Genomic DNA, 25,989 nt, shown 5'->3' on the forward strand with positions numbered 1-25,989 from the left:
AAAAGTTTATACTGAATACTGAAGTGTCGGAGCGTATGAGTTGGGAGTCCGAGGACTGGCAGTACGACCCGGAATCGATGTTCGATCTGTCTGGGCGGCGGGCTATCGTCACCGGGGCTGGTTCCGGGCTCGGGCGGGCGATCGCACTCGGCCTTGATGCACGTGGAGCGACGGTTGTCGTCGCGGACATCGACGGTGACGCTGCCTGGGAGGTTGCGGACGTCTGTACGAATGGCGTCGCGATGGAAGTTGACGTCACCGACGAATCGTCGCTGCGTTCCCTCCGTGACCGGGTGCGTCGCGACCACAGGGAGTATCAGATCCTCTGTAACGTACCCGGCATAAACACCCGCAAGCCCGTGTTCGACCTCTCGTTCGAGGAGTGGCGGGAGATCATCCAGTTGAATCTGAACGGGATGTTCAAAGCGGTCAAAATACTTGCCGAACCGATCGTCGACGCCGGCGACGGATCGGTGATCAATATGGCCTCCGTCCGCGGGATCGACGGCGGCGCCAACCAGTCAGCCTACTCCGCGAGCAAAAGCGGCGTGATCCAACTCACCAAAGTGCTGGCTGCGGAGTGGGCACCGGATGTCCGCGTCAACGCTCTTGCGCCAGGGTACATCAAAACGCCGCTGGTCCGCGAGGCGATGAGCGACCAGGAGTGGTACGAGCGAATGCGTGAGGGGCATCTCCTCAATCGGTTCGGAGAACCCGAAGAGGTCGCCGGCGCGGCCGTCTTCTTGGCCTCCGATGCCGCGTCGTTCGTCACAGGATCGATTCTCACCGTGGACGGCGGGTGGACTGCCCACTGATTACCTGTCGAGGATCCGGACCCGCTCCCGGAGCGCCGCCCACGTCGACTCGTTTTGTGGTTCGTACGTCGTGAGAGAGAACCGATCCGTGACCAGTTGTCGCCCCGTCTCGAAGTCGGGTATCTCACCGCCCGAACGGAGCTGATACAGGATGTTGCCGAGCGCAGTCGCCTCCGTCGGACCGGCTTTCACTGGCTTACCGACCGCCGACGCGAACATCGAACAGAACAGTTCGTTCCGCACGCCGCCGCCGCCTAGGTGGACCCGGTCGACCGTCTCGTTTGCGAGATCCGTGAGCTGATCGATCACGATCGCAGATCCGACTGCGAGGCTGACTAGCAAACACCGCGTCATTTCAAACTCGTCTTCAGGTGGCTCCTGATCGGTCCGTTTACAGTAGTCTCGGACTCGTTCCGCGACGTCGCCCTCGAACTGTGCTTCCACGAATATGTCGTCGCGGATGTCGACGATCGGGCCGTCAACCGGAAGTTCGGCGACCCGCTTCAAGAGCAGCTCGTACTCGTGGGGCGCGTCGGTCTCCCGCCACCGGTCGCGGCAGTGCTCCAGCAGGCTGAACCCGGGCAGGTTCCGCATAAACCGGACTGTCCCCTCAACGCCGACTTCGTTCGAGCCGCCGGCGTCGAACGCCTCATCGGTCACGGTCGGTTCCGGAAGCTCCAAGCCGGGGATGAACCACGACCCCGTACAGAGGAAGACGTTGTTTTCTGCCGTGAGCGGGAGTGCACCCACCGCGGAGGCGGTGTCGTGGCTCGCTGGCAGCACAATGTCCGGCTCCCCCGCGACGCCGGTGACCGATCCTACGGTAGTCCCCGGCGCTACTGGGTCTTGCAGGAGGTCCCGCGGAAACTCAATGGCCTTGATCAGATCATCCGCCCAGTCTCGCGTACGGATGTCGAGCAGGCGCAGGGTCATCGCGTACGAGGTTTCCGTTGCGGCTTCGCCCCCGAGCTGGTGGCTGAGTAACCCCGGAAGTGGCACGAGGGTATCGGCATCCACAAAGGTGTCGGGGGCCTCCTGGAGTTGATAGTACAGCGGCCCCGGCGGACCATTGTACCCGGTCAAGTGGAACGATTCCCGCGCCGAACACCGGTCAGTGACTGCATCCGTCGCGGTCCACAGCGACGGGTCGCGGTAGAAATACGGGTTTCGGAGGAGTTCGCCGTCGGCGAGCAGCCCGAAATCGAGGGCGGTCGCGTCGATCCCGACGGAGGCGACGGTGTCATACCCGTCGGCGGCACGCTCGATCTCTTCGCGCAACTGGTCGGTCAGCGTCTCGACGTCCCAGACGTGCCGGCCGTCCTGCCACCTGGTGCCGTTGTCCATCCGAGCGATCTGCTCGAAGTGTAGTTCGGCGTCGGCCAAACCCCCAGCGTACACCTTGACACCACTACTACCTACGTCGATCGCCAGCCGATGCGCCATACAGTCACGTAGTACGAGCCACATAAAAAATCTTCAGGGCTACGGGTCGCCAGATTCTCTGTAATGAGACCTCCTCGGTACAGATTATGATCGTTGATCGGCTGCGGCGACCGCGACCACAACCTCTCCCGTCAGAGGGATCCAATCTGTTCCGACCCCGACGCCTCAGAGGTCCTCGAACGCCTCGGCGATCGACCGGAGTCTGGCCTCCGGGTCGCCGGCGAGGGAGATGGCCGACGCCGCGCCGGCCGCGTCGGCGCCCTGTTCGAAGGCTCGACGAACATCGTCCACCGTCGAGATGCCGCCCCCAACTAATACCGCCGTCCGGGAGTTGACGTCGTTGATAGTCCGAACAAACTCCCGGACTCGGTCCGGATGCGTCTGCGTAATCGCCCTGTCGGTCGAGATATCTGATGGTTTCTCGAACACAAGGGAATCGGGATCGAACGCCGCTACTGCGCGCCCCATCTCGACGCTGTCGACGCAGACGATCGAGTCCATCCCGACCTGCTTACATCGTTCAATTTTCCGTTCGATCGATGAAAGCGTATCGCGTGCTTCCGCGTGATTGATGACAGCACCGAGGGCTCCTGCCGCTTCGATCGTCTCCGGCAGGATCTTTCCGATTCCCCGCCCCGCCTCGACCCCATCGACTATCGGGGTCGTCACGGCGAGGTCGGTTTCAGTCGCGATCCGCCGGAGGTCCGGGAGTTGCGGAGTGAACACGAACGTCGCGTCAGCCTCGTCCTGCACGCGTTCGACGATCCGAGCGAACCTGAGGCCCTCGTCGCCGCCAGTCCCTGGGTAGATCTTGCAGTTCACCTGGAAATGTGGGTACGGGACTGCGTGATCGTCCGTCATACACCCTCCAACGCAGCAGCCGCCTCATCGACGCTGGCCCCATCGTGGATAATTCGTCGGAACGCAGTGACCACGGCTTCGGGGTCTTCTCGCTGCCATACGTTACGACCGAACATCACGCCTAGGCCTCCAGCGTCGCGGGCACCTGCCACCATCTCCAGAACCTCCCAGTCGCTCTCGACGGCGGGCCCGCCAGCGATGTACACCGGGACTGGTGCGTTCTCGACCATCTGGGTGAACTCCTCCGCCCCCGGATACGGGGTCTTGAGAACGTCAGCCCCCAGTTCGAAAGCGATGCGGGCGGCGTCGGCGAGCATCTCGCCGTTAAATTCGTCATCGATCTCCTGGCCCCACAACATCGGTTCCACGACGAGCGGCAAGTTGACTTTGTTACAGACTTCGGCGGCGTCAGCAACAAAATCTAGATTGTCTGAGAGCACTGCTGGATCCGACCGCCCGTAGACGAGTGCCATCTTCGCTGCGTCGGCGCCAACCCCGACGGCGGTCTCCGGCGAGAACACTTGTGTGTGGATTTCGTTGCCGTCGTCTCCGCCAGGGATCGTCGAGTTGTGGAGCAGATCGAGCGTCGCGATCCGATGGACGTCGTAGTCGTCGACCAGCGACTGGAACCGTTGGAGGAACGGCACCCCAGCGAGCAATCCGTCGACGTTCGCTTCAAGGAGTGTTCGGAGGGTCGCTTCGCGGTCGGCGAAATCGTCGTAGCTTCCCCAGTGAAGTCCGTGGTCGATCGCGACGACGACGGCATCCTCATTCATCACTAGATGCCTCCGTTGGGAAGAGAGCGGATTGGGGGTCAATCGAGAACAACGACATCCACCTCCCGAGTGCGTGGACCGCACAGTTCGAAGAACATAATCTCCTCCCAGGTGCCGAGATCGAGTTCCCCGTCCTGCAAGAGAGTGAGAACTGGCCGCTTGATCATCGCCGACAGTAGATGTGCGTGGGCGTTGGGTTGTTCGCCGCGGTTGATGTGGTCGGTGTCGTGGTAGTACCCATCGTCCGGCGGAGCGAGTTCCATAAATCGACGTTTCATATCGAACAGGAGCTTCTCCTCGAACTCATTGGTCGATAGTGCCGCTGACGTGTGCGGTGTCGATACCCACGCGAGGCCGTCGTCGACTTCCATCTCCTCGATCGCGGCGGTGACCTCTGGCGAGACGTTCTGGATATCAAACCGGTCGGCCGTCTCGATCGAGAACGTTTTTTGACGGATGCGCATACGAGTGGATGCTTGATTCGATACTTATAGTTATTGTAAAATTTGAAACAAATCTCGGAATGTTTTTTATTTTGGATCGCCAGACGCTTCGTATGTCCGAGGGAGAACAGCCCTATCCGCGGACGATGGGGCACATCGGGTTGGCGGTCAGCGATATCGACGAGGCCTTCGAGTGGTATCAAGAAATCTTGGGGCTCACCCCCGTGATGGAGCCGGATACTGTCGAGGCGGGGGTTGGGCACTTTGGCAAGCTGGCTCAGGACGCCGTCGGCCAGGATTTCGGCGAAATGAAGATCGCACATATGGCGACGGGTAACCACGTCGGCCTCGAGTTGTTTGAGTTCGAGGGCGTCGGGCAGAATGATCCTGATCCGACGAGCCCGGGGCTCTCGCATCTGTGCTTGCAGGATCCGAACGTCCAAGCGACGGCCGATCGTATCGTAGAGCACGGTGGAGAGCAGCTCAGCTCGAAGGTGTGGAACATCTTCCCCGATACGCCCGACTACCAGATGTGTTACTGTGCGGACCCGTGGGGAAACATTGTCGAGTTGCACTCCCGCGGCTACGAGCATATGCACTGCAATATGGAGTACTGATCTTCAGCTCGAAGGAGAAACAATAATCACGCACCCACGAATTTGTCTGGTATGCGGCTAGGACGATTTCAGGCAGCAGGCGAGCAGCGCATCGGAGTCTTCGAAGACGGCAAAGTAAGGGACATCAGCGGTGGGGTGGAGGGGTTCACCGATGCCTTATGTCGGCCAGACGCCGTCGACGATGTCGGCGGGCGGAGCTTTGATATCGAGGAAATCAGACATTTCCCGCCTACAACGGACCGAAATACGATATTCTGTGCCGGGCTGAACTACGAGGCCCACGCCGAGGAAAGCGATATCGACGTGCCGGAGTGGCCGCTGATCTTTATGAAACCGCCGCGGGCAGTGGTGGGCCACGAAGCACCGATTTCGTATCACACAGAGGTCACGGAGGCAATCGATTATGAGGCGGAACTCGCGGCCGTTATCGGAACTCCAGGGCGTCATCTCGCGGCCGATGAGGCACTCGATTATGTTGCCGGGTATACAATCTTCAACGACACGACGGCGCGGGATCTCCAGTTCGGGCTACGGGTCGGCGACGATGAGATGCTCGATTGGTTCTCCGGGAAGACAATGCAGGCGACCACCCCGATGGGGCCGTACGTGGTGGTGGACGAGATTGACGATCCTCAGGATTTGGCGATTAAATCCCGCGTTGATGGGGAAACAATGCAGGACGATACTACTGAAATGATGGTTCGGTCGGTTGCTGAGCTCGTTTCTTTTGTCTCATCTCGGGTACGGTTGGAGCCGGGAGACGTGATCGCAACGGGAACGCCGGAAGGTGTTGGTGCATTTCAGGACATCATATTAGATGAGGGCCAAACGGTTGAGGTCGACATCGAGGGAATCGGGACGCTCCGGAACCGGGTGGAGGCGGTTTCGAAATAGCGTCACTTTTTTACGGGTGGTTCTCGCAGGCGGTGTTCAGATAAGGACGAAGAGTGAGGCGGTTCGTTTTTTGAGTGATCTATGACCGAAAACGACCGCCTCAACGGCTGTTTGAACGAGATTGAGTTAGAGTTTGTGGAGCGAGAGGCGACACCGAGATTACTGATGAAACTCGGTATTCAGCTCCATCTTGCTAGCCTATCACTTTCAAATACTATTTTTGTTCTTGAAATATTTGGTGTCAGTCGAGCTCGATCCACCGTTCACAATTGGGTTCACAAGGCAGATCTACAGCCCGAATCTGGTCGGAATCCGGATCACGTTGCGGTGGATGAGACTGTGATCCAACTGAATAGTAAGCAGTACTGGCTGTATATTGCTGTCGATCCTGAGACAAACGAATTACTACATAGAACACTTGAACCGACGACAAACAAGGTAATTGCTCACAGATTCTTTGCTGAACTCCGCGAGAAACACGATGTTGACGGCGCGATGTTGCTCATCGATGGCTCGCACTCACTGAAAAACGCCTGTCGCCGCCACAGCCTCGATTTCAGATATGAACGCTATGGAAATCGGAACAGCGTCGAACGTATCTTTCGAGAAATAAAACGAAGAACTACCAGTTCTTCAAACTGTTTCAGCAACGCCGAAGCAGACACCGCCGACGATTGGCTTCGATCCTCCGCCTTCGCATGGAATCAGCTTATCTGAACACTACCGCGCTTGGCTGTTGAGTACGACGTTTCGGCTATCCAGCGCTGTGAGTAGCTCTTTGCCCGGTTGAGTGTATTATTCAGAGCTGCCTTCGGTGATGATCCACGATAGTGAACGAGGTACTCAACGTCATATGCGGCAATCTCGTGCTCAGTATCGGTACTTCCCAACCGAGGAATCGGAAGCCGAGCTGAGTCGGTGTGAGTCGTTCGAACTCGGAGCGGCAGGTTACTGAACTGAAGCATCAGTCTCGGAGAAGCGGAAACTGTGACAAGAGCGGCTCGTTCAGATGGCCCCCGTGGAGTGCTGTTGCTGACGAGTCGCTGGCCCGAGGCGTGCGCGTCAGGCACGCCAACGCCGTTCATCTCGATCTCCCACTGTCGGGCTAACTCTGCTTCTAGTTCGTGACGAATCCAGTCACAACACATTGAGAACGTGAACTGCTCGGGCAGGTCGCGCCCGCCCCGTCGTGGGCGGGCGACGACCGTCCATCGCAGCACCAACCACAGATTCTCCAGCAAGAAGCTGACGATCACGAACGCAAACCTGACGAGTGGATCCTGTGTTGTCGTTGTTGCTCGCACTTGGCGAAACAGCCGGTAACTCGTCTCTATTGCCGAGCGTTTCCGATAACGGCGTTCGATCTGTGTGGGCGTGCGATCTCCGAGATCGCACGCCACGTACCCCCGGACGACCTCACCGTGCTTTCCTCAATCACCATCCTGATACGAGACAGAGACCGCGAGCGGGAATTGGAGTTCCCGCTCGCTGTCCTTGTACATACGGTAGGTGCTCATATACGAGCAGTGCGTATCGAGTTTGTCCTTCATTCGCTCACCCTTCTCCGTGACAGGGATCACTGTTGTCGCTAGGTCGCGTGCGCGACGAATTACCCGTTCGTTGTAGAAGCCGCGGTCAGCGAGCAAGAGGTCAACGTCGAAGGGATAGGTGCCGACGCGGTCGAGGACGCGCTCAACCGCGTCGGCTTCCTTCTCGTCGCTGCGGACGTAGGTGAGCGCCAGCGTCACCGGCTTTCCGTTTGACACGACGTACGCGGTACAGTAGCGGTGGCAAGTCGTGGTCCCGTCGGTTGGGTTGGTTGTGCAGAGTTCACTAGCATCCTCATCAGGAGAGCCGTGGTAGGGGTTATCGACGAAGTCGATGGAGACGATTCTCGACCCTGACCGGTCGAGAATCGTCAGAGCGAGGTGACGAAAGAGAATGCTGGCAGCCATTTCGAGGTGGTCACGCTGAAGAGTATGCAACCAGTTGAGAACAGTGTCGTCGCAGGGTGTGTCGTCCGTCTGGGAAGTCACGTCCCAGACGGACGACTGATTGACGCTGGCCAGTGTAACGATAGGCCAAATGTCATCGGAATCGAGGGGCGAGCCCTCGATTCCTTCCAGTGGGAGCTGTCCAATTATGTCAGCCGCTACTTCTTTGACATCCGCCGCCGAAAGAGCACCGTCTGGTTCGGGTAGTTCAAGCACACTTACCGAATCAGACATCTTCCTCAATCAGACCGACGCTTTAGCTCCGTCTCTCACGTCAGTTGGGAAGTACCGGATATGCGCGACCACAGGGAACGCGCCAAGGATTTGAGCGTCACGTTATAACCTCCGACAATGGTTCAACGGCGGGCGGGCAACGAGATCACGCTGCTGGATTCGTCGATCCGGACCGCGGGAGGAGCCGTGGTTTCAACACCGCTGTACGTTCTCAGTGGCGTTGTTTACGCGGTCGTGACGTCGCCGGCCGCTACGGGAACGTTCTTTTTTATTTCAATCGTGGCAGCGCTCGTGCTCCGGCCGGTGCGGGGGATCAGCCAGACGCTTCAGAAGGTCGGGAGCGAGCCCGACGAGCGTGTCGGCGTTTACCTTGGGTTGGCCATCCTGTTCGCGGTGGGCTATCTCGGTGCCGGCGGCGCGGTGGCAACCCTCCTAACCGGGAGCCTCACGCGCCGAACCGTCTTTACTGCGGATCTGCTCGCCCCCGCAGGGGTGTACGCTGCGTCGCTCTCGCTCTCGATGGTCGTCCTGAGCCTACTTGGCGCAATCGGGTATCCGAGCGCTCAGACCTGGCTCGGCGGTACACAAACCGGTGTGCGGCTGGCGGCGATTCTGCTGCTGGACTCGTTTGTGACCTCGGCGACCGAACTCCTCTTGATAAGTGCCGGGGTCCGGGTCGCGCTGTTCTTGCCGGTCGCCGTGTACCTCGGTGTGGTTCCGCGGCTCCCCGGCCGTCGTGAGCTCGAACGGGCTTGGGAGTTCGCCAGATGGAGCATTCCGGACCAGGTGCTCGACCGCTTCTCGTACAATATGCCCGTGTTGGTGCTCGGCGTCGTCGCCACGCCAACGGCAGTCGGTGTCTACGAGGCTGCGGATCGCTTTGCGGACTTCGGGGCGACCGTCTCCTGGCGGCTCTCGTCGCCGCTTCTCACGAAGGTCAGCGGCGACGCCGCGGCAGGGAACAACTACGCTGCCTACCTCGATGGGGCGATCACAGGTGGAACGGGAGTAACGTTCGTCGTGTTCGGGTACCTCATCGGTGCACACGACGTTGTGGCCCAGATTGCCTTCGCCAACGCACAGACAGCGTTCTCGACGACGGTGCTCGTCGTCGGCGGGGTCAACGTTCTTCGGGGGTTCTGGACGCTCACCTCTCACGCGATGGAGGGACTCGGCAAGCCGAGCGTGAGCTTCCGGACGAAGTTGTACGGCCTCGTATTCAGTGTGCCCGTACCAACGCTCCTCGGTGCGGAGTACGGTGCGATCGCGGGGGCAGCCGGCTACGGCGTTATGAACCTCGTGATCTTCGGGTACGTCTGTTACTACGCCCGCGACATATTCGGATACATCCCCGTTGATACGGTCACCGCAGCACACCTGACCGCCGGTGGTGTGGTTGCATCCCTCCTCGCTATCGGTGTCGTCTCTGTCGGAACTCCAACGTCACTGTCACCGTCCGCGGTGGCTGCCCTCGCCGCCATCGTCTGTCTCTTCGGATTCGCGGGGACACTCCTGTTACTGTCGTCGCCAACCCGTGTGGTCGCACGCCGGGTGGTAGAGTTGTCCCGCGGGACGCTGCGCGGGGTGGCCTGACTAACCCATCGGGTAGTGACGGACACGCCACGTTTCCGCTGAAAAACTGTCACGAATTCCATTCGAAGACTATGGTGCCGAAGCAACGAGCAGACCCTGACGGGGATACGGGGGACACACCGTGTTTCCGGTGCATCGAGAACAACCCTGCTCCGGAAGCGAAATAGAAATCAACACACCTCGTTTCCGGTGAACTAGTCCCGGTCAGTCCGACAGCGTCGCCGGTTCGACGTCAGCCTCCAAGACATTCTGAATCACCTCAGGATCCTCAAGCAGTTTGTGTTTCGTGTATGGGCCTTCTGCGCTCCCACCACTATACCGGGTTTATTCGATGACGTCGAGAAACGCGTGTTCTTTCAGCAGGTCACGAACACGGCGCAGCGACAGTGAGTCTGTAGCTTCCTGCCGACAGATCTGCTCGTGAATATCGTATATCGGTGTCGTGCGGAACCCATCGTCGGCAACTGTGGTGTCGTTTAGCGAAAGGAGCGTCAGCGCTTGGAGCACGTACCGGGGGTGTGGTGTCGAACCACGAATGAGCTCACGGAAGCGATCCGTTTCAGGTCGTTCCCGTGCTTGAATCAGCCGCGAGCGAGGCCGCAGGCCGAGCGGGTTCTTTTCGCTCCAGCTCTTTGCGGGGAGGCGGTCGCGCGAAGCGCGACCCGACGAAGTAACAAGATGGGTGTTCAGCCCTCGGTCGTCGTCCGGTCGATCGCTTCGCCCTGATGCATCGCAGCACCGTCCTGTGTGACCTGTCGGGCCAAGACGGCGCACTTGATCCGCATCGGGGAGATGTCGACGCCGAGCATTTCGGTGATGTCGTCGGTGTCCATCGCTTCGAGTTCCGGCAGCGTCGTTCCCGGCAATCGCTCGGAGAGCATACTCGCCGACGCCTGGCTGATCGCACACCCGTCGCCAGTAAAGCTGACGTACTCGATGGTCTCGCCGTCGTCCTCGAGGCTGACGTTCACGGTAATCGTATCGCCACACGAGGGGTTTTCGCCGCTGTGTGAGAAGTCCGGATCCGACATCTTCCCCTTGTTCCGCGGGTTCTTGTAGTGATCCAGGATCTGCTGCCGATACATATCCGAGCCCATTCCCATAGTTAGCTAAACTACGGTACTCCGTTGCAAAAGCGTTCCGCCGCGGGTGGGCGTAACCGCGTCGCCAGCGGCGCCGACCCGCGGCCGGCGTGGCTTGAGCTGTCACGGCCGACGACGACCACGCTGAGCGTCTGCGCGACTGTCTCGGTCAGGACTCGGACGGCTCTGATACTCTCCCCCGACTGACACGCGAGGCCCTCACCTCGGAAGTTCCGTAAGATACCAGCAAAATTATAGTTGGCGGCTGCGTGATGTTGTGTATGGGGTACACAACCGGAGAACGTGCCGCAGAGCTGATCAACGGGGTACTACAGGAAACGGACGACGACGAGCAGCGGTTCAAACTCCGGACAGCCCTCCAGTTGCTCGACATGATCCAGGAACAGCACGAGGTGGCCGGCCAGGCGCTCGCGGACAGCGAGTTGGACGAAGGCACGCGGGAGAACCTTCGAGGACTGGGTTACCTGGAGTGACCGCCTCGGGGGGTTGTCCGACCGCTGTCCGACCAGACAGGCTGTCGTCGGAGGAACGAATCGTTTTTGTGCGCGCTGGCGGATATTCCAGTATGGCGATCAAACCCAAATACGTCAAGCAGCTCGGAAAGGTGCTGCTCGAAACGTATCCGGAGGCGTTCAACACGGACTTTGAGACCAACAAAGAGAGTGTCGCGACGCTCACGAACGTGGACTCGAAGGGCGTGCGCAACCGGATTGCGGGCTACATCACCCGGAAGAACAGCGGCGGCGGCGAGCCCGCCGCGTAGTCGGAGGTTCTTGTACCCGGTGTCGACACCGCCCCGGTGAGCGGTAGCTGTCGGGTCCGACTCAGAACCGGTCTACGCGCCCCGCGGCCGTCCACTTGTCCGTCGGCGCGCCGGTGGGCACCCGGCGGATCCGTCGGGCGCCGGCCGACGCCACCCGCCCGGCGAATCCCCACTTCTCGCCGTCCCACGTCGGCTCCGACCTCCGAGCCGCTGCGGCGGCCGCGACGGCCCGCTCGGTGTCGCTCACGTGTGCCGCAATCGCCGCCGCGATCGCCGCGGCCTCCCCGTCGTCGGCGTTGTCGGGGATCGACAGCCGGTCCGTGAACTCCTCCGGCATGGCTCAGATCGGGAGGTTCCCGTGTTTCTTCTCGGGAAGCGACTGGCGCTTCGACCGGAGCATCTCCAGGTCGGAGACCAGCCGTGCCCGGGTCTCCGTCGGCTCGATCACGGCGTCGATAAACCCCCTGTCAGCGGCAGTGTAGGGGTTTGCGAACTCCTCGCGGTACTCCGCGATGAGCTCCTCGCGGCGGGCCTCGGGGTCCTCGGCGGCCGCGAGCTCCTCATCGTAGAGGATGTTGACCGCGCCTTTCGGCCCCATCACCGCGATCTCGGCGGTGGGCCACGCGTAGTTGACGTCGGCGCCGAGGTGTTTCGACGCCATCACGTCGTAGGCGCCCCCGTACGCTTTCCGCGTGATAACCGTCAAAAGCGGTACTGTGGCTTCGGAGTAGGCGTACAGCAGCTTCGCGCCGTGGCGGATGATCCCGCCGTGCTCCTGATCGGTGCCGGGGAGAAAGCCGGGCACGTCGACGAAGGTCACGATCGGGACGTTGAACGCGTCGCAGACGCGGACGAACCGCGAGGACTTTTCGGCGGCCTCGATGTCGAGCGTGCCGGCGTTGACCCGGGGTTGGTTGGCGACCACCCCGACGGAGTGGCCGTCGAGCCGGGCGAACCCCACGAGGACGTTCTTCGCGAACTCCGCGTGCACCTCGAAGAACGAGTCGGAGTCCAAGACCCCCTCGAAGACGTCGCGCATGTCGTACGGTTTCCGGGGTTGGTCGGGGACGACAGTGTTCAGCGACTCGTCGGCGCGGTCGGGGTCGTCCCACGGTTCGACGCGCGGGGGATCCTCGACGTTGTTCGGCGGGAGGTACGACAGCAGCCGTCGGATGTCGTCCAAGGCCGCCTCCTCGGAGTCGCACGCGAACTGTGCGGCGCCGGAGGTGGCGGCGTGGGTGATCGCGCCGCCGAGTTCCTCGAAGCTCACCTCCTCGCCCGTGACGGTCTCGATCACGTCGGGCCCGGTGATGAACATGTGGCTCGAATCCTTCACCATGAAGGTGAAATCCGTCAGCGCGGGCGAGTAGACCGCGCCGCCGGCACACGGCCCCATGATCGCCGATATCTGCGGGATCACGCCCGACGCCTCGGTGTTGCGCCGGAAGATCTCGCCGAACCCGCCGAGCGACTGGACGCCCTCCTGGATCCGGGCGCCCGCGGAGTCGTTGAGTCCGACGATCGGCGCGCCGACCTCCACCGCAGTGTCCATCACCTTCGCGATCTTCTCGGCGAACACCTCCCCGAGCGACCCGCCGAAGACGGTGAAGTCGTGGGCGAACACAAACGTCTTCCGCCCGTCGACCTCGCCGTAGCCCGCAACGACGCCGTCACCCGGAAGCTGTTTTTCCTCCATCCCGAAGTTGTGGTTGCGGTGGGTCCGGAGCTGGTCGAACTCGTAGAACGTCCCGTCGTCGAGGAAGTAGTCGATGCGCTCGCGGGCGGTCATCTTGTCCCTGTCGTGTTGGGCGTCGATGCGCTCTTGCCCACCGCCCTTGAGCGCGCGCTCCCGTTTCTCCCACAACTCCTCGATCCGGTCCTCCATCGTCACGTCGGACCACCTCCACTCATTGTCGTGGACGTGCCGACGGGGGGACAAAGCGTTTCCGCAATCCGACGAACTCGAGTTCGTCGAACGTCGATATCCGGTCGGTCTCGTGTGTCCGGAGCCCGGTGACGACGCCGAGGGTGCCGCTTGGGTTCGGTGCCTTCGCCTCCGGTTCGGTCCCGCCGCGGACGCCGACCAACAGTACGGTCCGGGGCACACCGACCGACAGTACGGTCCGGGGCACACCGACCAACAGTACGGTCCGGGGGACACTGAGAGAACGCGGTGCCGTCGTTGGCCGCGGGACCCCCCGGGCCCGCCGGATGGTCTGCTCCCGAGACCGACCGCAGACCCGCGGCCGTGAGGCCGGCCCCCGCCCGCGTCGGCTCTGTCTCCCGGTGTCTCACGCCGGGTCGACCGGCCCATCAGTTCGAGGTCGCTCGACGACGCTACGGCGTCAGCACCAACTTCCCGAGGAAGCTGTCTTCTAGCACCGCGCGCTGGGCCTCGTCAGCCTGGTCAAGCCCATAGGTCTCGTGGACGACCGGCTCGACCTCGCCGCGGGCAGCGAGGTCCGCGACGCCGCCGAGGACTGCGCCGAGGTCCCCGGCGTTGAACAGCGACATAAACTGGTACTGCACTTCCTTGCCCTTCGTGACGCCGATGTTTTCGAACCCGCCCTCAGCGGTGTCGTTGCCGATGCCGATCACACGCCCGCCCGTGTTCACCACGTCCGCGTTCAGTTGGAGGTACTGGTCCATGTGGAGGTCGACGACGACATCCGGCGGGGCGGTCTCAGCGATGGCGTCCGCGAGGTCGTCGCGGGCGTAGTCGAACGTCCGCTCGACGCCGAGGTCGGCGAGTGCGTCGGCGTCGTCGGGGGAGGCGGTGGCGGAGACGTGGGCGCCCATCGTCTCCGCGAGTTGGACGGCGACGTGGCCCACGCCGCCGGCACCGCCGTGAACCAGGACGTTCTCGGCGGGGTCGACGTCGGCGTGGTGAACCAGCGCCTGCCACGCGGTGCCGCCGACGGTGCCGAGCGCCGCGCCCGCCTCGAAGGAGACCGACTCGGGGAGGTGTGCGAGGGTGTCGGCGGGCGCGGCGACGGCCTCGGCGTAGGTTCCGGGGCGCCCGTTCCCGAGGCCGGTGCCAAGGACGCGGTCGCCGACCAGGAAGTCCTCGACACCCTCGCCGGTGTCGGCGATGACGCCCGCGAGGTCGCCGCCCCCGATGAACGGCAAGTGTGGGACGGGGTAGGCACCCTCCCGGAAGTAGGTGTCGACGGGGTTCACGCCCACGGCCTCGATGTCGACAATGACCTCGCCGTGGTCGGGGTCGGGCCGCTCGACCTCGTCGACTTGCAGTACCTCGGGACCGCCGTGCTCGTGGAATCTGACTGCGCGCATCGGCCGACGGTTCGGGCCAGTGTCGTATAAAAGACGGCGACAGCAGCACGAGGTGTGGAGAACAATCATCATTAAATATCTGGTATCGGTAGTACGCGACGTATGGTAACACCCAGCGAACTGAAGCAGATGTACCTCGACATGGCGACCGCACGCCACTACGAGGAGCGGTTACAGGAGGAGTATCTGGAGGGCAAACAGCCGGCGTTCGACATCTCCGCCGGGCCGATCCCGGGCGAGCTCCACCTCGCGGCGGGCCACGAAGCCGCGGGGGCCGGCGTGTGTCAGCACCTCCGCGACGACGACACCGTGACCGCGCCGCACCGCCCGCACCACGTCGCGATCGCGAAAGGCGTCGACCTCAAGCGCATGACCGCCGAGATCTTCGGTCGGGAGACCGGACTCGGAAAGGGGAAGGGCGGCCACATGCACCTGTTCGACCCCGAGGTCAGCTTCGCGTGCAGCGGGATCATCGCTGAGGGGTGTCCGCCGGCGGTGGGCGCCGGCCTCGCCGCGAAAAAGCGCAACACCGACAGCGTCGCGGTGGCGTACCTCGGGGAGGGCGCCATCGACCAGGGCGCGTTCCTCGAGTCGCTCAACTTCGCCGCGGTCCAGGATCTCCCCGTCGTGTTCGTGATCGAGGACAACGACTGGGCGATCAGTATGCCCAAAGACCGGGTGACAGACGTCGAGAACGGTTCGGACCGCGCCGGCGGGTTCGACATGCCCGGCCGTCGGGTCGACGTCGACGACGCGGTCGCAGTCTACGACGCCGCCCGCGAGGCCGTCGGCCGCGCCCGCGACCGCAACGGGCCGACGCTGCTCGAGATCCAGGTTCACCGCCGGATGGGCCACTTCATGGGCGACCCCGAGACCTACCGCCCAGAGGAGGACCAAGACGCCGCAGCGGGTCGGGATTCGATCGAGCGGCTCGTAGAGGACCTCCGCGCCGCCGGCGTCGACGACGCCGAGGTCGACGACCTCCGGGCGCAGGCCGAAGCCCGCGTCGAGGAGGCCATCCAGTGGGCCAAAGACCAACCGGAGCCGGATCCGGCGGCCGCCCACGACGACATGTGGATCAACCCGGGGAGCGGCGTGACCGACACGGAACCCGACTTCGACCTCGCGGGGGGTGACGACTGATGGCCGAGCAGATCGACCGCGAGCTGACGATGAGTCGGGCGATGGTCGAAGCCATCGCGACGGAGATGCGCGAGAACGACGAGGTGTTCTACATGGGCGAAGACGTCGCCGACTACGGCGGCATCTTCGACTCCACGGAGGGGCTCCGCGAGGAGTTCGGCTACGATCGCGTCATGGACGTGCCGATCAGCGAGACGGCGTACTTGGGCGCGGCGGTCGGCGCGGCCCAGGAGGGGATGCGGCCCATCGCGGAACTGATGTTCGTCGACTTCTTCGGCGTCGCGATGGACCAGATCTACAACCAGATGGCCAAGAACACGTACATGAGCGGGGCGAACGTGTCGGTGCCGATGGTCCTGACCGCCGCGGTCGGCGGCACCTACAACGACGCCGCCCAGCACTCCCAGACCCTCTACGGCACGTTCGCCCACGTGCCGGGCATGAAGGTCGTTGTCCCCTCGACCGCCTACGAGGCCAAGGGGCTGATGCACAACGCCATCCGTGACGACGACCCCGTGGCGTACATGTTCCACAAGCGGCTGATGGGGATCGGGTGGCTCCCCGCGCCCGACGGGCCGAAAACGCCCGTCCCGGAGGAGGAGTACACCATCCCGTTCGGCAGCGCCGACGTGAAGCGGGAGGGCGACGACGCCACGATCGTCACCCTCGGCCTCCACGTCCACCGGGCGCTCGACGCCGCGGAGTCGCTGGCCGACGACGGGATCGACGCCGAGGTGGTCGACCTCCGGTCGCTCGTCCCGCTGGACACCGACACCATCGTCGCGTCCATCGAGAAGACCGGCAACCTCGTGGTCGTCGACGAGGACTACCGCTCGTACGGTGTCACCGGCGAGATCGTCGCGAGCGTCGCCGACGAGGCGCTCGGCGCGCTCGAATCCGTCGAGCGGGTTGCGCTCCCGGACGTGCCGATCCCGTACGCCCGCCCGCTGGAGAACGAGGTCATCCCCGACGCGGGCGACATCGAGAACGCCGTGAAGCGGACCCAGTGAGATGCGCGGGGACACCGAGTGCGGGAGCCGGGTGCGATGACGGACGGGACCGACCGCGCCGCGGTGACGCTCGCGGAGTGGCCCGACGACGCCGACGCCGACGAGGGCGTGGTGGTGAACTGGTTCGCCCGCGAGGGCGCCCACGTCGACGCCGACGCCAGCCTGTGTGAGGTACAGATCGAGAAGGTCAGCGTCGACGTGCTCGCGCCCGTCGCCGGGACGCTCACGGAGGTCGTCGCGGCCGAGGACGCCGAGTTCGCCCGCGGGGACACCCTCGCGTGGATCTCCCCCGATGCCGGGTGACGACCCCGCCGAACGGACGGTCGCAAGCGAGCGGTCGCTGAGCCCGATGCGGCGGACGATCGCCTCGCGGCTCCAGGAGAGCTACCGGGAGGCGGTCCACGTCACCGTGAGCCGCGAGGTCTCGGCGACGGCCGCACTCGCCGCGTCGGACGTCGAGCTGGACGGCGACGGCTCCGTCTCGCCCTCGGTGACCGACGTCCTCCTCCGTGCGCTGTCGGATTCGCTGGCCGACCACCCGTCGTTCAACGCGACCTTCGAGGACGGAACGCATCGAATCTACGAGCAGCACAACATCGGTGTCGCGGTCGACATCGACGAGGGGCTGGTGACGCCGGTGCTCGAAGACGTCGGCTCGAAGTCGCTCGCCGAGATCACGCGGGAGCGCCGCCGACTGACCGACCGGGTGCGGGCGGGCGAGTACTCCATGAGCACGTTCGAGAACGGGACGTTCACCGTCTCGAACCTGGGGCCGCTTGGGAGCGACTTCTTCACGCCCGTTATCAACCCGCCGGAGGTGGCGATCCTGGGCGTCAACCGAATCAGGGAGGCGGTCGTGCCCGCGACGGCGGCCGAGGGGCGCGACGCCGGAAACGGTGCGAGCGGCGACGGAGGCCCCGCAGGCGACGCCGGAAACGGTGCGGGCGGCGACGGAGACCCCGCAGGCGACGCCGGAAACGGTGCGGGCGGCGACGGAGGCCCCGCAGGCGACGCCGGAAACGGTGCGAGCGGCGACGGAGGCCCCGCAGGCGACGCCGGAAACGGTGCGGGCGGCGACGGAGGCCCCGCCGACGGACGCTTCACGACCGACAAGCGCATGACGCTCGACCTGAGCTTCGACCACCGGGTGGTTGACGGCGCCGACGCGGCCCGGTTCTTGGGGACGCTTGCGGACCACCTGAACGACGCCGACGCGTACGTGGGGTGATCCGTGGCGGGCGATACGCACGCACGGCTCCTCGAGCGCGCGTCGACGGGGACGCCCGCGCTGGCGGTGTGGCGGCCGGGTCGGCAGCTCCGGTTCGGCTACCGCGACACCCGGCAGTCGGGGTACCGGGCCGCACGAACCCGGGCGCGGGAGGCGGGGTTCAAGCCCGTCGAGCGGCGCGTGGGCGGGCGCGCGGTCGCCACGACCGCGACGACGGCGCTCTTCGCGGTCGCGGAGCCCGTCGACGCCGACGACGCCCGGTCGGGGATCGGCGCGCGGTACGATCGGGCGGTGGCGGCGGTGCAGCGGGCGCTCGACGATCTCGGTATCGATGCCACCCGGGGCGAACCCGAGGCGGCGTACTGTCCCGGTGACCACAGCCTCCGGGCCGACGCCAAGCTCGCGGGGCTCGCACAGCGGGTGACCGCCTCCGGCGCGCTGGTCTCCGGCGTACTCCCCGTCGCCGACCGCGACGAACTCGCCGACGTGCTCGCGGCCGTGTACGACCGTCTCGACTACCCGTTCGATCCGGCGAGCGTCGGGACGGTCGCCGACGCCGGCGGCGACGACCGGTTCGATCGGGTCGCGGGGGCGCTCACGGACCGGCTCTCCGGGGTGCCGGAGACGTCCGACGAGTCGGTCGAGGTGCTTTGGCCGGAGTAAACGGAGGGGTGATGAGGGAGCACTCGACCGTCCCCAAAAGCAACGTATTGCCGGACGAATCTCCGAATATGTGGAAGCCGACACGGATCTCCGAGCATGGACGAGTCACTATTCCGAAAGAATTCCGCGATACGTACGACATCTCGGCCGGTGACGAAATCGTCTGGATGGACACCGACGACGGTATCCTTGCGACGAAGCGCACTCACACCGGCGGGCGCGGGATGCTCGTTCCGGACGATGCGACAGAGACAGAGCGTGAAGCGGTCGCGGCTGAACTGAAGCAGCGGCTCGATCGTCGACGCGATTCCAACTACAAAGACGGGTAATCCATCGGCGGCCGAGACCGATACCGGCGGGATTTATGCGGCCACCCGACCCTGGCTCGGACGATGCGCTTACACGAGTATCAGGCGAAGGAGGTCTTCGCCGACGCCGGGGTGCCGGTGCCCGACTCCCGACTCGCGACCACCGTCGAGGAGGTCCTCGATGCGGTCGGGGAGATCGGTTTCCCGGCGGCGATCAAGGCACAGGTGCACGTCGGCGGCCGCGGGAAGGCCGGCGGGATCAAGATCGCGACCGACGAGGCCGAGGCCCGGCAGTACGCCGAGGAGATCCTCGGAATGGACCTGAAAGGGTACGAGGTCGGGAAGGTCTTGGTCGAGGCCGGCGTCGACTTCGAGAACGAACTCTACGTGGGGATCACGATGGACCGCGGCGAGGGCGAACCCGTCGCGATGGTCTCGACCGAAGGTGGCGTCGACATCGAGTCGGTCGCCGAGGAGACGCCCGAGCGGATCGCCCGCGAACACATCGACCCCGCGTTCGGCCTCCACCCGTATCAGGCCCGGAAAGCCGTCTACGGCGCGGGCATCCCCCGCGACGTGGCGGGCGACGTGGCGTCGATCCTCTCGACGCTGTACGACCTCTACGAGTCGAAGGATGCGTCGGAGATCGAGATCAACCCCGTCATGATCACCGCGGATCGGGCGGTCGTCGCCGCGGACGGCGTGATGAACACCGACGAGGACGCGCTGTTCCGCCAGCCCGACCTCGCGGAGATGGAAGACGAGGCCGCAGGCGACGAGTTGGAGGCGAAAGCCAACGAGTACGGCTTCGACTACGTCCGACTCGACGGCAACGTCGGCATCATCGGCAACGGCGCGGGACTGGTGATGACGACGCTCGACCTCGTGGACCATTACGGAGGAGCGCCCGCGAACTTCCTCGACATCGGCGGTGGCGCGAAGGCCGAACGCGTCGCGAACGCCCTCGACATGGTGTTTGCCGACGAGAACGTCGACAGCGTGGTGTTCAACATCTTCGGCGGAATCACCCGGGGCGACGAGGTCGCGAAGGGGATCAACGAGGCCTTAGCACAGTTCGACGAGATCCCCAAGCGGGTGGTGGTCCGGCTCGCGGGCACCAACGCCGAGGCGGGGATGGAGATCCTGAACACCGACCTGGTCGACGTCGAGGCGACGCTCGGCGACGCGGTCCAGCGGGCGGTTGCGAACGCGGAGGACGCACAATGAGCATTTTCGTCGACAGCGACACGCGCGTAGTGGTACAGGGCATCACCGGTGGCGAGGGCAACTTCCACACCGAACAGATGATCGACTACGGCACCAACGTTGTCGCGGGCGCGGTGCCCGGGAAGGGCGGCCAGGAAGTGTCGGGCGTTCCGGTGTACGACACCGTCGACGGGGCCGTGGAGGCGGAGGACGCCGACGCCTCGGTGGTCTTCGTGCCGCCGGCGTTCGCGGGCGATGCGGTCTTCGAGGCGCTGGATACGGGTCTGGATCTCGTCGTCGCGATCACGGAGGGCATCCCAACCCAGGACATGGCGAAGGTAGACAAGCGGCTTTCCGAGGTCGATACGAGGCTGATCGGCCCGAACTGCCCCGGGATCATCACGCCCGGCGAGGCGAAACTCGGGATCCTCCCGGGCAACATCTTCGAGTCCGGAAACGTCGGGTTGGTTTCGCGATCCGGGACGCTGACCTACCAGGTCGTCTCGAATCTCACTGAGAAGGGGATCGGCCAGACCACCGCGATCGGGATCGGCGGCGACCCCATCATCGGGACTTCGTTCGTCGACGCGCTGGCGGCGTTCGAGGCCGACGTCGACACCCACGCCGTGGTGATGTGCGGCGAGATCGGCGGCGAGGACGAGGAACGCGCCGCGCGGTACATCGCGGCGAACATGGACACGCCCGTCGCGGGGTTTATCGCGGGGCGGACCGCGCCGCCGGGCAAGCGCATGGGCCACGCGGGCGCCATCGTGTCGGGGTCGGGCACCGGAACCGCGGAGTCGAAGATCACCGCGCTCAACGACGCGGGCGTCCCCGTCGGCGACACGCCGGGTGAGGTCGCCGACCACGTCGCGGAGTTCCTCTGAGTCGCCGCCCCGACCGACGCCGCGGTCCGACACCGGTCGGAACCGTCATCACCGTCGAACCCGAATTTCGTGCCGATGACTCCGCCGTCGACCACCAGACGCGCGTTCCTCGGGAGCGTCGCAGCCGGCGGTATCGCGGGGACTGCGGGGTGTCTGGGCACCCTCGGGTTCAGCCGGCAGTCCGCGTGGCGCGACCCGCCGCTGGTCGAGGACCGCCCGAACGCGGTGTACGTGCCCGCCGTGACCGAGGGGATGGGGATGTACGGCCGGACGACCGCGGGTCGGTACGGCGTGGCGCTCACGTACTCGTATCCCCACCGCTTCTGGACGCTGTCGGGGCGCGAGACCGCGAAGACGGTGGTCGAGGCCGACGACGACGTCCACCTGATGGTGTCGCTGTGGGACACCGAGACCGAGCGGGTGCTCCCGCTGGACTCCGGGGTGACGATCGAAATCCGGAACAGTGGGGGAGTCGTCACCCAGGAGGTGGCGTACCCGATGCTTTCGCAGACCATGGGGCTGCACTACGGGTCGAACTACGTCCTCGACGGCGAAGGCGAGTACGAGGCCCGGGTGCAGGTCGGCGGCGTGTCGCTCCGGCGGACCGGCGCGTACGCGGGGGCGTTCGAGTCGCCCGCGACCGCAACCTTGGCGTTCGCGTTCGACACCGACGACCTCCACGCGGTGTCGATCTCGCGTCCGGAGAGCGCGGGCGAGCGCGGCGCGGTCGCGCCGATGGAGATGGACGGCGTGCCGGTCGGCCGGGCGCTCGCTGTGGAGTCGCTGCCGGGGCGCCATCTCGGAAGTGAGAACGCGGGCGACGCGGTCTTCGAGGTGTTCGTCGTCGATTCCGGGGACGGGCGCTTCGGCGACGACCCCTACCTCTACGCCTCCGCGCGGACGCCCCACAATGGGATCATTATTCCGATGATGGGCCTGGAGGGGGTGGTGCGCCGCGACGGCGAGGTCGCGTGGGAATCGACGTTGCAGAGCGGGTTGGATCCCGACCTGGGGTATCATTACGGCGCGTCGGTGCCGGGCGTGCGCGAGGGCGACGAGGTGACGATCACGACGACGGTGCCACCGCAGGTGGCGCGCCACGACGGCTACGAGACGGCGTTCTTGGAGATAGGCGACGTATCTGTTCGGGTGTGAGTGGTCGTCCAGGAGACGGGTTTGAGTTACGAGTTGCTGTCGGTCGTGACCAGATCGGACACCCCGAATAGGAGCACGTCATTTTGTCCTGCTTTCCGGGGCAACTGCCCCAACCGCTCGGTCGGTCGCGTCTTCGACGCTGAAATCGCGGTCGAACTCGGCCGCGTCGTCCGCGAACTCGGTCAGCGAGTGCCCGCCGACGAGTCGTTCGAGCGCTTCCCCGAGCGTCTCGTCCGGCTTTTTCTCCGACTCTATGTGAGCGTACAGGTCCTCGCTCACGCGGATCTGTTTGGTTCCCAGACACGTTCGCCGACAGCGTTGACAGACAAGAATGGTGCCGCCGGCTGAGCCGCTACCGATTCGCTACGCCGCGCGCGCCGCGTCGCCGGCGACCGCCGGCTCACGCAGCGACTGCGTCTCGCTACCCGAGCCGTCCGCACTCGTCGAGTCGCCCGACCCGCCGTCGGTCGACCCGTCGCCGCCGGACCCGCCGCCGATCGTCAGCTCCTCCTCGTTGCGGTCGAGTTCGACGCCGATCTCGCCGTCCCCGTCGCCGTTGACCTCGCCTTCGGGCACCGAGAGGTTCGCCCGGTAGGAGACGATCGACCCGTTGTTTCCGAGCGTCGCGGGCGTCGACACCGTGTACGGGCCGGTCGCGCGAACGCTCACGTTCGTGTACCCGTTGTCGGGGCCGTAGTCGTCGTAGCCGGTGGTCGCGTACGGCAGCGTCATCTCGAAGTTGCCGTTGGCGTCGGTGTCGGCGCGCTGGGTGTAGGTGAACGTGGAGTTGGTGTTCGGGATCCGGAGTTCGGTGCTCGCGGTGACTGTCGTATTAGCGGGGGCGCCGCTGCCCTCGACGGTCGCGCCGGGCACCCGCTCGAAGGTCTTCACCCACGCGGGATCGGCGGGCACCGTCGCCTGCGGGTTCGCGCCCGCGATCTGTGCCTCACGCCCGACCGTCCGGAGAATCCGGTTGCTGGCGGAAGTGTCGCTCACCTGGACCAGCCGGTAGTGTTCCAGCGCCTCGACGCGCTCGCTCGGGAAGGAGCCGAGCCCGCCGACCTGGGCCGTCCCATCCTCCTCGACGTACTCGCGGGCTGCACTCATATTGTTGAACGTCCGGACGAAGGCCTCGCCGCGGGGATTCGAGTCGATCGTGACGGCCTCTCCGGATCCCGTCTCGACCTGGCGGGGCTCCCAGTCGACCACGATGGGCGAGGGCGACCGGGCGCTGCCGTGGTAGTAGTAGAGTTTCGTCATCGTGCTGTTGTAGAACCGCTGCGTGCGGAGCGTCGTGCCCACGAAGCGACCCTGATTCTGGTAGTCGAAGCGGTACAGCGTCCGGAGGAAGTCGGAGCGGGAGACGTTCTCCTCGGCGTCGTAGAACACCGTGGGCGCGCCGAACTTCGAGCCCGGCGTGGCCATCTGCCAGTCGACCATCACGTAGCGCGTCTGGTTGCCCTCGGTGCTCTGGGAAGTGAGCACGTCTTCGGATTGGGTCTCGTTGGGCGCGAGCAGGAAGTTCGCGGCCGTGTCGGCGCCCTGCTGGAACGGGTTGGCGTTGGGGATCCGCTCGCCGCGGAGGGTGATCCAGTGGCCGTAGTCCCACCACGACATCACGCCGTAGGCTCCGTCCGGGTACTCGAAGTCGTCGGTGTACTCGTACGTCCCGTAGTAGTCCATCTGATCGGCGTTGCCCGCGCCGCCGAGGTTCCCCTCTTCGGGGGTGTTCTCCTGCATCCATCCGAGTGGTCCGTCCCAGACCGTGACCGACCCGGGGCCGGTTTGTTCGGCGGCGTCCCACGCCGTCTGCGTAGTCGTGTTGCCGACGGAGATCGGGACGAAAAGCACCGGACCCAAAATCAGGAGGATGGCCGCGACGACAGCCAGCGCTTGGTAGCCGTCGATGTCCGAGACGGCCTCGATGTCGGGGATGCCGAGGTACTTCGAGTTGACGAGCTGGCCGACCAGGTAGGCGTTCATTACGGCGACACCGGGCGCGAGGTAGTAGTTGAACCGCACCTGGGTGAACGCCGCAGAGGTGATGAACGCGATCCAGACGAGCACGAAGAGTTTCTCGGGGTCGTAATCGGCCTGCAAGATCCCGCCGAGGATGAGTGCGGTGACGATCGTGAGGCTGACGAGCGACGATTCAGCGCCGAGTGCGCTTCCGAGGCCGTCCGGGATTGCGGGGACGAGGAAGATCAGCGCGACGACGCCGAGCGCGCCGACGAAGTACCCGAATTTTCGGGTATCACCGCTCTTGATCAGCGGCTTCGCCGCGAGCCAGATGGACGCGAGGAGCCCCGAAAAGAACGTGAACCCGTATTCGCTGACAATGCGTCCGGAAGCGGTAAGTCCCCGCTGTTGGAGGATCCCTGGATCCAGGAACGGCTGGGCTTCGCCGATGGTTCGGGTGCCCGCAGTGGCGCTGAATCCGACAGTATTGAGAAAGTTGGATATGATTCCGCCGAACACACCGGGGAGGGCGATCGAGAAGAGCCCCAGCGAGACCGCGACGAGACCGGCCACGGCGACGGGGTAGCCGTTCCGTTCAAGATCCTGTGACTCCCAAACCCGGGCGAGCCACGCGAGGAGGACGGCACCGCCACCGACGGCGAGCGGAAGCAACACTTGGAGAAGCGTGAATCCGGTGACTCCGAACCCAGGTTCGGAGATCCGGGCGGCCATCAGCACCGCGGCGATCGGCATCGACACCGCAGCGACGAACGCGATGTGTTCGGGGGAGTCGTCCCGCACGAAGGACGCCACCATCTGGACGAGGAAGTACACCCCCGTGATCCCGACGAGGAGGATTCCCGGTGGCCACACCCACATATAGAGCGCGATCGCCGCCCCCGCCAGCGCGGACCACTTCAGCGGGTCGCGGAGGGCGTCGATATCACGATCAGCGACCAACTCCCAGACTGGGCGTTCCCGGTCGGCCACGGTGAGCGCGATCATCGTCGCGAGAACGGCGATCAGCATGAACAGCGGTTCGGCGACGTTGTGGTCGGCGAATCCGACGAGTCCGCGTCGGAGGAACGTGCCGGGGAGAAGCATCAGGACGACCGCAGCAAAGATTCCGCCGAGGCGGCCGCCGAGACGCTTGCCGACGGCGTAGGTAGGCAGGGCGACCAAGGCGCCGAACACCGCTGGGGCGACGAGGAGGGTTTTCGCGATCAGTTCCTGGGAGGGGTCGCCTAGGCCGACGACGAGCGCCGCGGTGGCGATCAGTTGGTCGTAGAGCGTCCCGAACTGACCCGCAAGGTTCCCGTATGGGAATCCGGTCCACGGATCGTACGGCATCGTTCCCGGCCAGTTTTGGATGGTGTAATTTACCTGTCTGAGATGGTACCACGCGTCGTTACCCGATAGGTACACCTCGCCGTCACGAAGGAATGTGTCGTACGCCTGGAGGCGGATCCAGAGCATTGCCACGACGACTGCAGGGAGGGCGGCTTTCGGGTAGTGGGTACGGAGGATGTCCACGACGGAAGGCGAACGCTCTTCCTGCGACTCACTCATTGTCACGAACGACTGGGATTACTTTCATAAG

General features: G+C 64.4%; 27 protein-coding genes and 3 pseudogenes. 16 read left to right on the top strand and 14 right to left on the bottom strand.

Translation table 11 applies throughout. From position 1 onward, the window contains the following. The first annotated feature begins 35 nt into the window (after positions 1 to 35). Positions 36 to 815 carry an SDR family NAD(P)-dependent oxidoreductase gene (locus tag IEX72_RS04695; protein WP_188786233.1) on the top strand — a complete coding sequence of 260 codons (780 nt, stop codon included), beginning with the start codon at positions 36 to 38 and terminating at the stop codon, positions 813 to 815. Here IEX72_RS04695 and IEX72_RS04700 read toward each other — a convergent pair whose 3' ends face one another. The 4 genes from IEX72_RS04700 to IEX72_RS04715 all read right to left on the bottom strand — a co-directional run bounded on the left by IEX72_RS04700 (position 816) and on the right by IEX72_RS04715 (position 4,359). Further along, positions 816 to 2,258: a rhamnulokinase gene (locus tag IEX72_RS04700; RefSeq protein WP_188786234.1), complete on the bottom strand. Its 1,443-nt coding sequence runs from the start codon at positions 2,256 to 2,258 to the stop codon at positions 816 to 818. Between the two features lie 165 nt (positions 2,259 to 2,423). Next, positions 2,424 to 3,119, bottom strand: a complete 696-nt coding sequence (locus IEX72_RS04705) for a triose-phosphate isomerase (protein ID WP_188786235.1) — start codon at positions 3,117 to 3,119, stop codon at positions 2,424 to 2,426. After that, positions 3,116 to 3,895: a class I fructose-bisphosphate aldolase gene (locus tag IEX72_RS04710; RefSeq protein WP_188786236.1), complete on the bottom strand. Its 780-nt coding sequence runs from the start codon at positions 3,893 to 3,895 to the stop codon at positions 3,116 to 3,118. The genes IEX72_RS04705 and IEX72_RS04710 overlap by 4 nt, the downstream gene beginning before the upstream one ends. A gap of 38 nt (positions 3,896 to 3,933) precedes the next feature. Then, positions 3,934 to 4,359 carry a secondary thiamine-phosphate synthase enzyme YjbQ gene (locus tag IEX72_RS04715; RefSeq protein WP_188786237.1) on the bottom strand — a complete coding sequence of 142 codons (426 nt, stop codon included), beginning with the start codon at positions 4,357 to 4,359 and terminating at the stop codon, positions 3,934 to 3,936. Between the two features lie 92 nt (positions 4,360 to 4,451). Between IEX72_RS04715 and IEX72_RS04720 the strand changes: the two genes are divergently transcribed. From IEX72_RS04720 to IEX72_RS04730, 3 genes are all read left to right on the top strand, one after another. Continuing rightward, on the top strand, positions 4,452 to 4,955 hold the full coding sequence (locus IEX72_RS04720; protein WP_188786238.1) for a VOC family protein: 504 nt from the start codon (positions 4,452 to 4,454) through the stop codon (positions 4,953 to 4,955). A 51-nt stretch (positions 4,956 to 5,006) separates the two neighbouring features. After that, entirely contained in the window at positions 5,007 to 5,849 is an 843-nt protein-coding gene (locus IEX72_RS04725) for a fumarylacetoacetate hydrolase family protein (protein WP_188786239.1), read from the top strand. A gap of 81 nt (positions 5,850 to 5,930) precedes the next feature. Beyond that, the gene (locus tag IEX72_RS04730) at positions 5,931 to 6,566 is read left to right on the top strand and encodes an IS6 family transposase (protein ID WP_188786240.1); all 636 of its coding nucleotides are present in this window, start codon (positions 5,931 to 5,933) and stop codon (positions 6,564 to 6,566) included. An 8-nt stretch (positions 6,567 to 6,574) separates the two neighbouring features. Here the strand turns inward: IEX72_RS04730 and IEX72_RS15445 are convergent. Then, a pseudogene (locus tag IEX72_RS15445) lies at positions 6,575 to 6,724 on the bottom strand (IS5/IS1182 family transposase); the annotation flags it as partial. A 174-nt stretch (positions 6,725 to 6,898) separates the two neighbouring features. Beyond that, positions 6,899 to 8,059: pseudogene (locus IEX72_RS04735) on the bottom strand (ISH3 family transposase); the annotation flags it as partial. A 135-nt stretch (positions 8,060 to 8,194) separates the two neighbouring features. Here IEX72_RS04735 and IEX72_RS04740 point away from each other — a divergent pair. Next, positions 8,195 to 9,670: a transporter gene (locus IEX72_RS04740; protein WP_188786241.1), complete on the top strand. Its 1,476-nt coding sequence runs from the start codon at positions 8,195 to 8,197 to the stop codon at positions 9,668 to 9,670. Positions 9,671 to 9,874: 204 nt separating this feature from the next. Here the strand turns inward: IEX72_RS04740 and IEX72_RS04745 are convergent. Together IEX72_RS04745 and sufU are read right to left on the bottom strand one after the other, a co-directional pair. After that, positions 9,875 to 10,255, bottom strand: a pseudogene (locus tag IEX72_RS04745) (cell division control protein Cdc6); the annotation flags it as partial. A 101-nt stretch (positions 10,256 to 10,356) separates the two neighbouring features. Then, positions 10,357 to 10,773, bottom strand: a complete 417-nt coding sequence (sufU, locus tag IEX72_RS04750; RefSeq protein WP_188786242.1) for a Fe-S cluster assembly sulfur transfer protein SufU — start codon at positions 10,771 to 10,773, stop codon at positions 10,357 to 10,359. A 260-nt stretch (positions 10,774 to 11,033) separates the two neighbouring features. On the opposite strand from sufU, the gene IEX72_RS04755 reads away from it, so the two are divergent. Beyond that, complete coding sequence (locus IEX72_RS04755; protein ID WP_188786243.1) at positions 11,034 to 11,246, top strand: hypothetical protein; 213 nt, start codon at positions 11,034 to 11,036, stop codon at positions 11,244 to 11,246. A gap of 92 nt (positions 11,247 to 11,338) precedes the next feature. After that, positions 11,339 to 11,536: a 30S ribosomal protein S17e gene (locus tag IEX72_RS04760; protein WP_188786244.1), complete on the top strand. Its 198-nt coding sequence runs from the start codon at positions 11,339 to 11,341 to the stop codon at positions 11,534 to 11,536. 61 nt (positions 11,537 to 11,597) lie between these two features. Here the strand turns inward: IEX72_RS04760 and IEX72_RS04765 are convergent, their stop codons facing one another. From IEX72_RS04765 to IEX72_RS04780, 4 genes are all read right to left on the bottom strand, one after another. After that, entirely contained in the window at positions 11,598 to 11,873 is a 276-nt protein-coding gene (locus IEX72_RS04765) for an acc operon protein (RefSeq protein WP_188786245.1), read from the bottom strand. Positions 11,874 to 11,876: 3 nt separating this feature from the next. Then, positions 11,877 to 13,421, bottom strand: a complete 1,545-nt coding sequence (locus IEX72_RS04770; protein ID WP_188786366.1) for an acyl-CoA carboxylase subunit beta — start codon at positions 13,419 to 13,421, stop codon at positions 11,877 to 11,879. A 22-nt stretch (positions 13,422 to 13,443) separates the two neighbouring features. Next, positions 13,444 to 13,668, bottom strand: a complete 225-nt coding sequence (locus IEX72_RS04775; protein ID WP_229663742.1) for a hypothetical protein — start codon at positions 13,666 to 13,668, stop codon at positions 13,444 to 13,446. Between the two features lie 205 nt (positions 13,669 to 13,873). Next, entirely contained in the window at positions 13,874 to 14,830 is a 957-nt protein-coding gene (locus tag IEX72_RS04780) for an NADPH:quinone reductase (protein ID WP_188786247.1), read from the bottom strand. Between the two features lie 129 nt (positions 14,831 to 14,959). Between IEX72_RS04780 and IEX72_RS04785 the strand changes: the two genes are divergently transcribed. From IEX72_RS04785 to IEX72_RS04830, 9 genes are all read left to right on the top strand, one after another. Further along, a complete protein-coding gene (locus IEX72_RS04785) occupies positions 14,960 to 15,973 on the top strand; it encodes a thiamine pyrophosphate-dependent dehydrogenase E1 component subunit alpha (protein WP_188786367.1) in 1,014 nt (337 codons plus the stop codon). Further along, positions 15,973 to 16,983, top strand: coding sequence for an alpha-ketoacid dehydrogenase subunit beta (locus tag IEX72_RS04790; RefSeq protein ID WP_188786248.1), 1,011 nt, complete (start codon positions 15,973 to 15,975; stop codon positions 16,981 to 16,983). Before IEX72_RS04785 ends, IEX72_RS04790 begins: the two co-directional genes overlap by 1 nt. 36 nt (positions 16,984 to 17,019) lie before the next feature. After that, positions 17,020 to 17,286 (top strand): lipoyl domain-containing protein, encoded by a 267-nt coding sequence (locus IEX72_RS04795; RefSeq protein WP_188786249.1) that lies wholly within the window; start codon positions 17,020 to 17,022, stop codon positions 17,284 to 17,286. Next, positions 17,276 to 18,211, top strand: a complete 936-nt coding sequence (locus IEX72_RS15170) for a 2-oxo acid dehydrogenase subunit E2 (protein ID WP_229663744.1) — start codon at positions 17,276 to 17,278, stop codon at positions 18,209 to 18,211. Before IEX72_RS04795 ends, IEX72_RS15170 begins: the two co-directional genes overlap by 11 nt. Before the next feature lie 3 nt (positions 18,212 to 18,214). Beyond that, on the top strand, positions 18,215 to 18,874 hold the full coding sequence (locus IEX72_RS04810; RefSeq protein ID WP_188786250.1) for a lipoyl protein ligase domain-containing protein: 660 nt from the start codon (positions 18,215 to 18,217) through the stop codon (positions 18,872 to 18,874). Positions 18,875 to 18,942: 68 nt separating this feature from the next. Beyond that, positions 18,943 to 19,203 carry an AbrB/MazE/SpoVT family DNA-binding domain-containing protein gene (locus tag IEX72_RS04815; RefSeq protein WP_188786251.1) on the top strand — a complete coding sequence of 87 codons (261 nt, stop codon included), beginning with the start codon at positions 18,943 to 18,945 and terminating at the stop codon, positions 19,201 to 19,203. Positions 19,204 to 19,266: 63 nt separating this feature from the next. After that, positions 19,267 to 20,409 carry an ADP-forming succinate--CoA ligase subunit beta gene (gene sucC / locus IEX72_RS04820; RefSeq protein ID WP_188786252.1) on the top strand — a complete coding sequence of 381 codons (1,143 nt, stop codon included), beginning with the start codon at positions 19,267 to 19,269 and terminating at the stop codon, positions 20,407 to 20,409. Further along, positions 20,406 to 21,275 carry a succinate--CoA ligase subunit alpha gene (gene sucD / locus IEX72_RS04825; protein ID WP_188786253.1) on the top strand — a complete coding sequence of 290 codons (870 nt, stop codon included), beginning with the start codon at positions 20,406 to 20,408 and terminating at the stop codon, positions 21,273 to 21,275. Before sucC ends, sucD begins: the two co-directional genes overlap by 4 nt. A gap of 75 nt (positions 21,276 to 21,350) precedes the next feature. Then, the gene (locus tag IEX72_RS04830) at positions 21,351 to 22,430 is read left to right on the top strand and encodes a DUF7350 domain-containing protein (RefSeq protein ID WP_188786254.1); all 1,080 of its coding nucleotides are present in this window, start codon (positions 21,351 to 21,353) and stop codon (positions 22,428 to 22,430) included. A 78-nt stretch (positions 22,431 to 22,508) separates the two neighbouring features. On the opposite strand, the gene IEX72_RS04835 is transcribed toward IEX72_RS04830, so the two are convergent. Together IEX72_RS04835 and IEX72_RS04840 are read right to left on the bottom strand one after the other, a co-directional pair. After that, the gene (locus IEX72_RS04835; RefSeq protein ID WP_188786255.1) at positions 22,509 to 22,709 is read right to left on the bottom strand and encodes a hypothetical protein; all 201 of its coding nucleotides are present in this window, start codon (positions 22,707 to 22,709) and stop codon (positions 22,509 to 22,511) included. A gap of 84 nt (positions 22,710 to 22,793) precedes the next feature. Next, entirely contained in the window at positions 22,794 to 25,958 is a 3,165-nt protein-coding gene (locus tag IEX72_RS04840) for an oligosaccharyl transferase, archaeosortase A system-associated (protein WP_188786256.1), read from the bottom strand. Between the last annotated feature and the right edge of the window lie 31 nt (positions 25,959 to 25,989).

Origin of the sequence: Halobellus salinus, assembly GCF_014646875.1 — an archaeon.
GTDB lineage: Archaea > Halobacteriota > Halobacteria > Halobacteriales > Haloferacaceae > Haloquadratum > Haloquadratum salinum.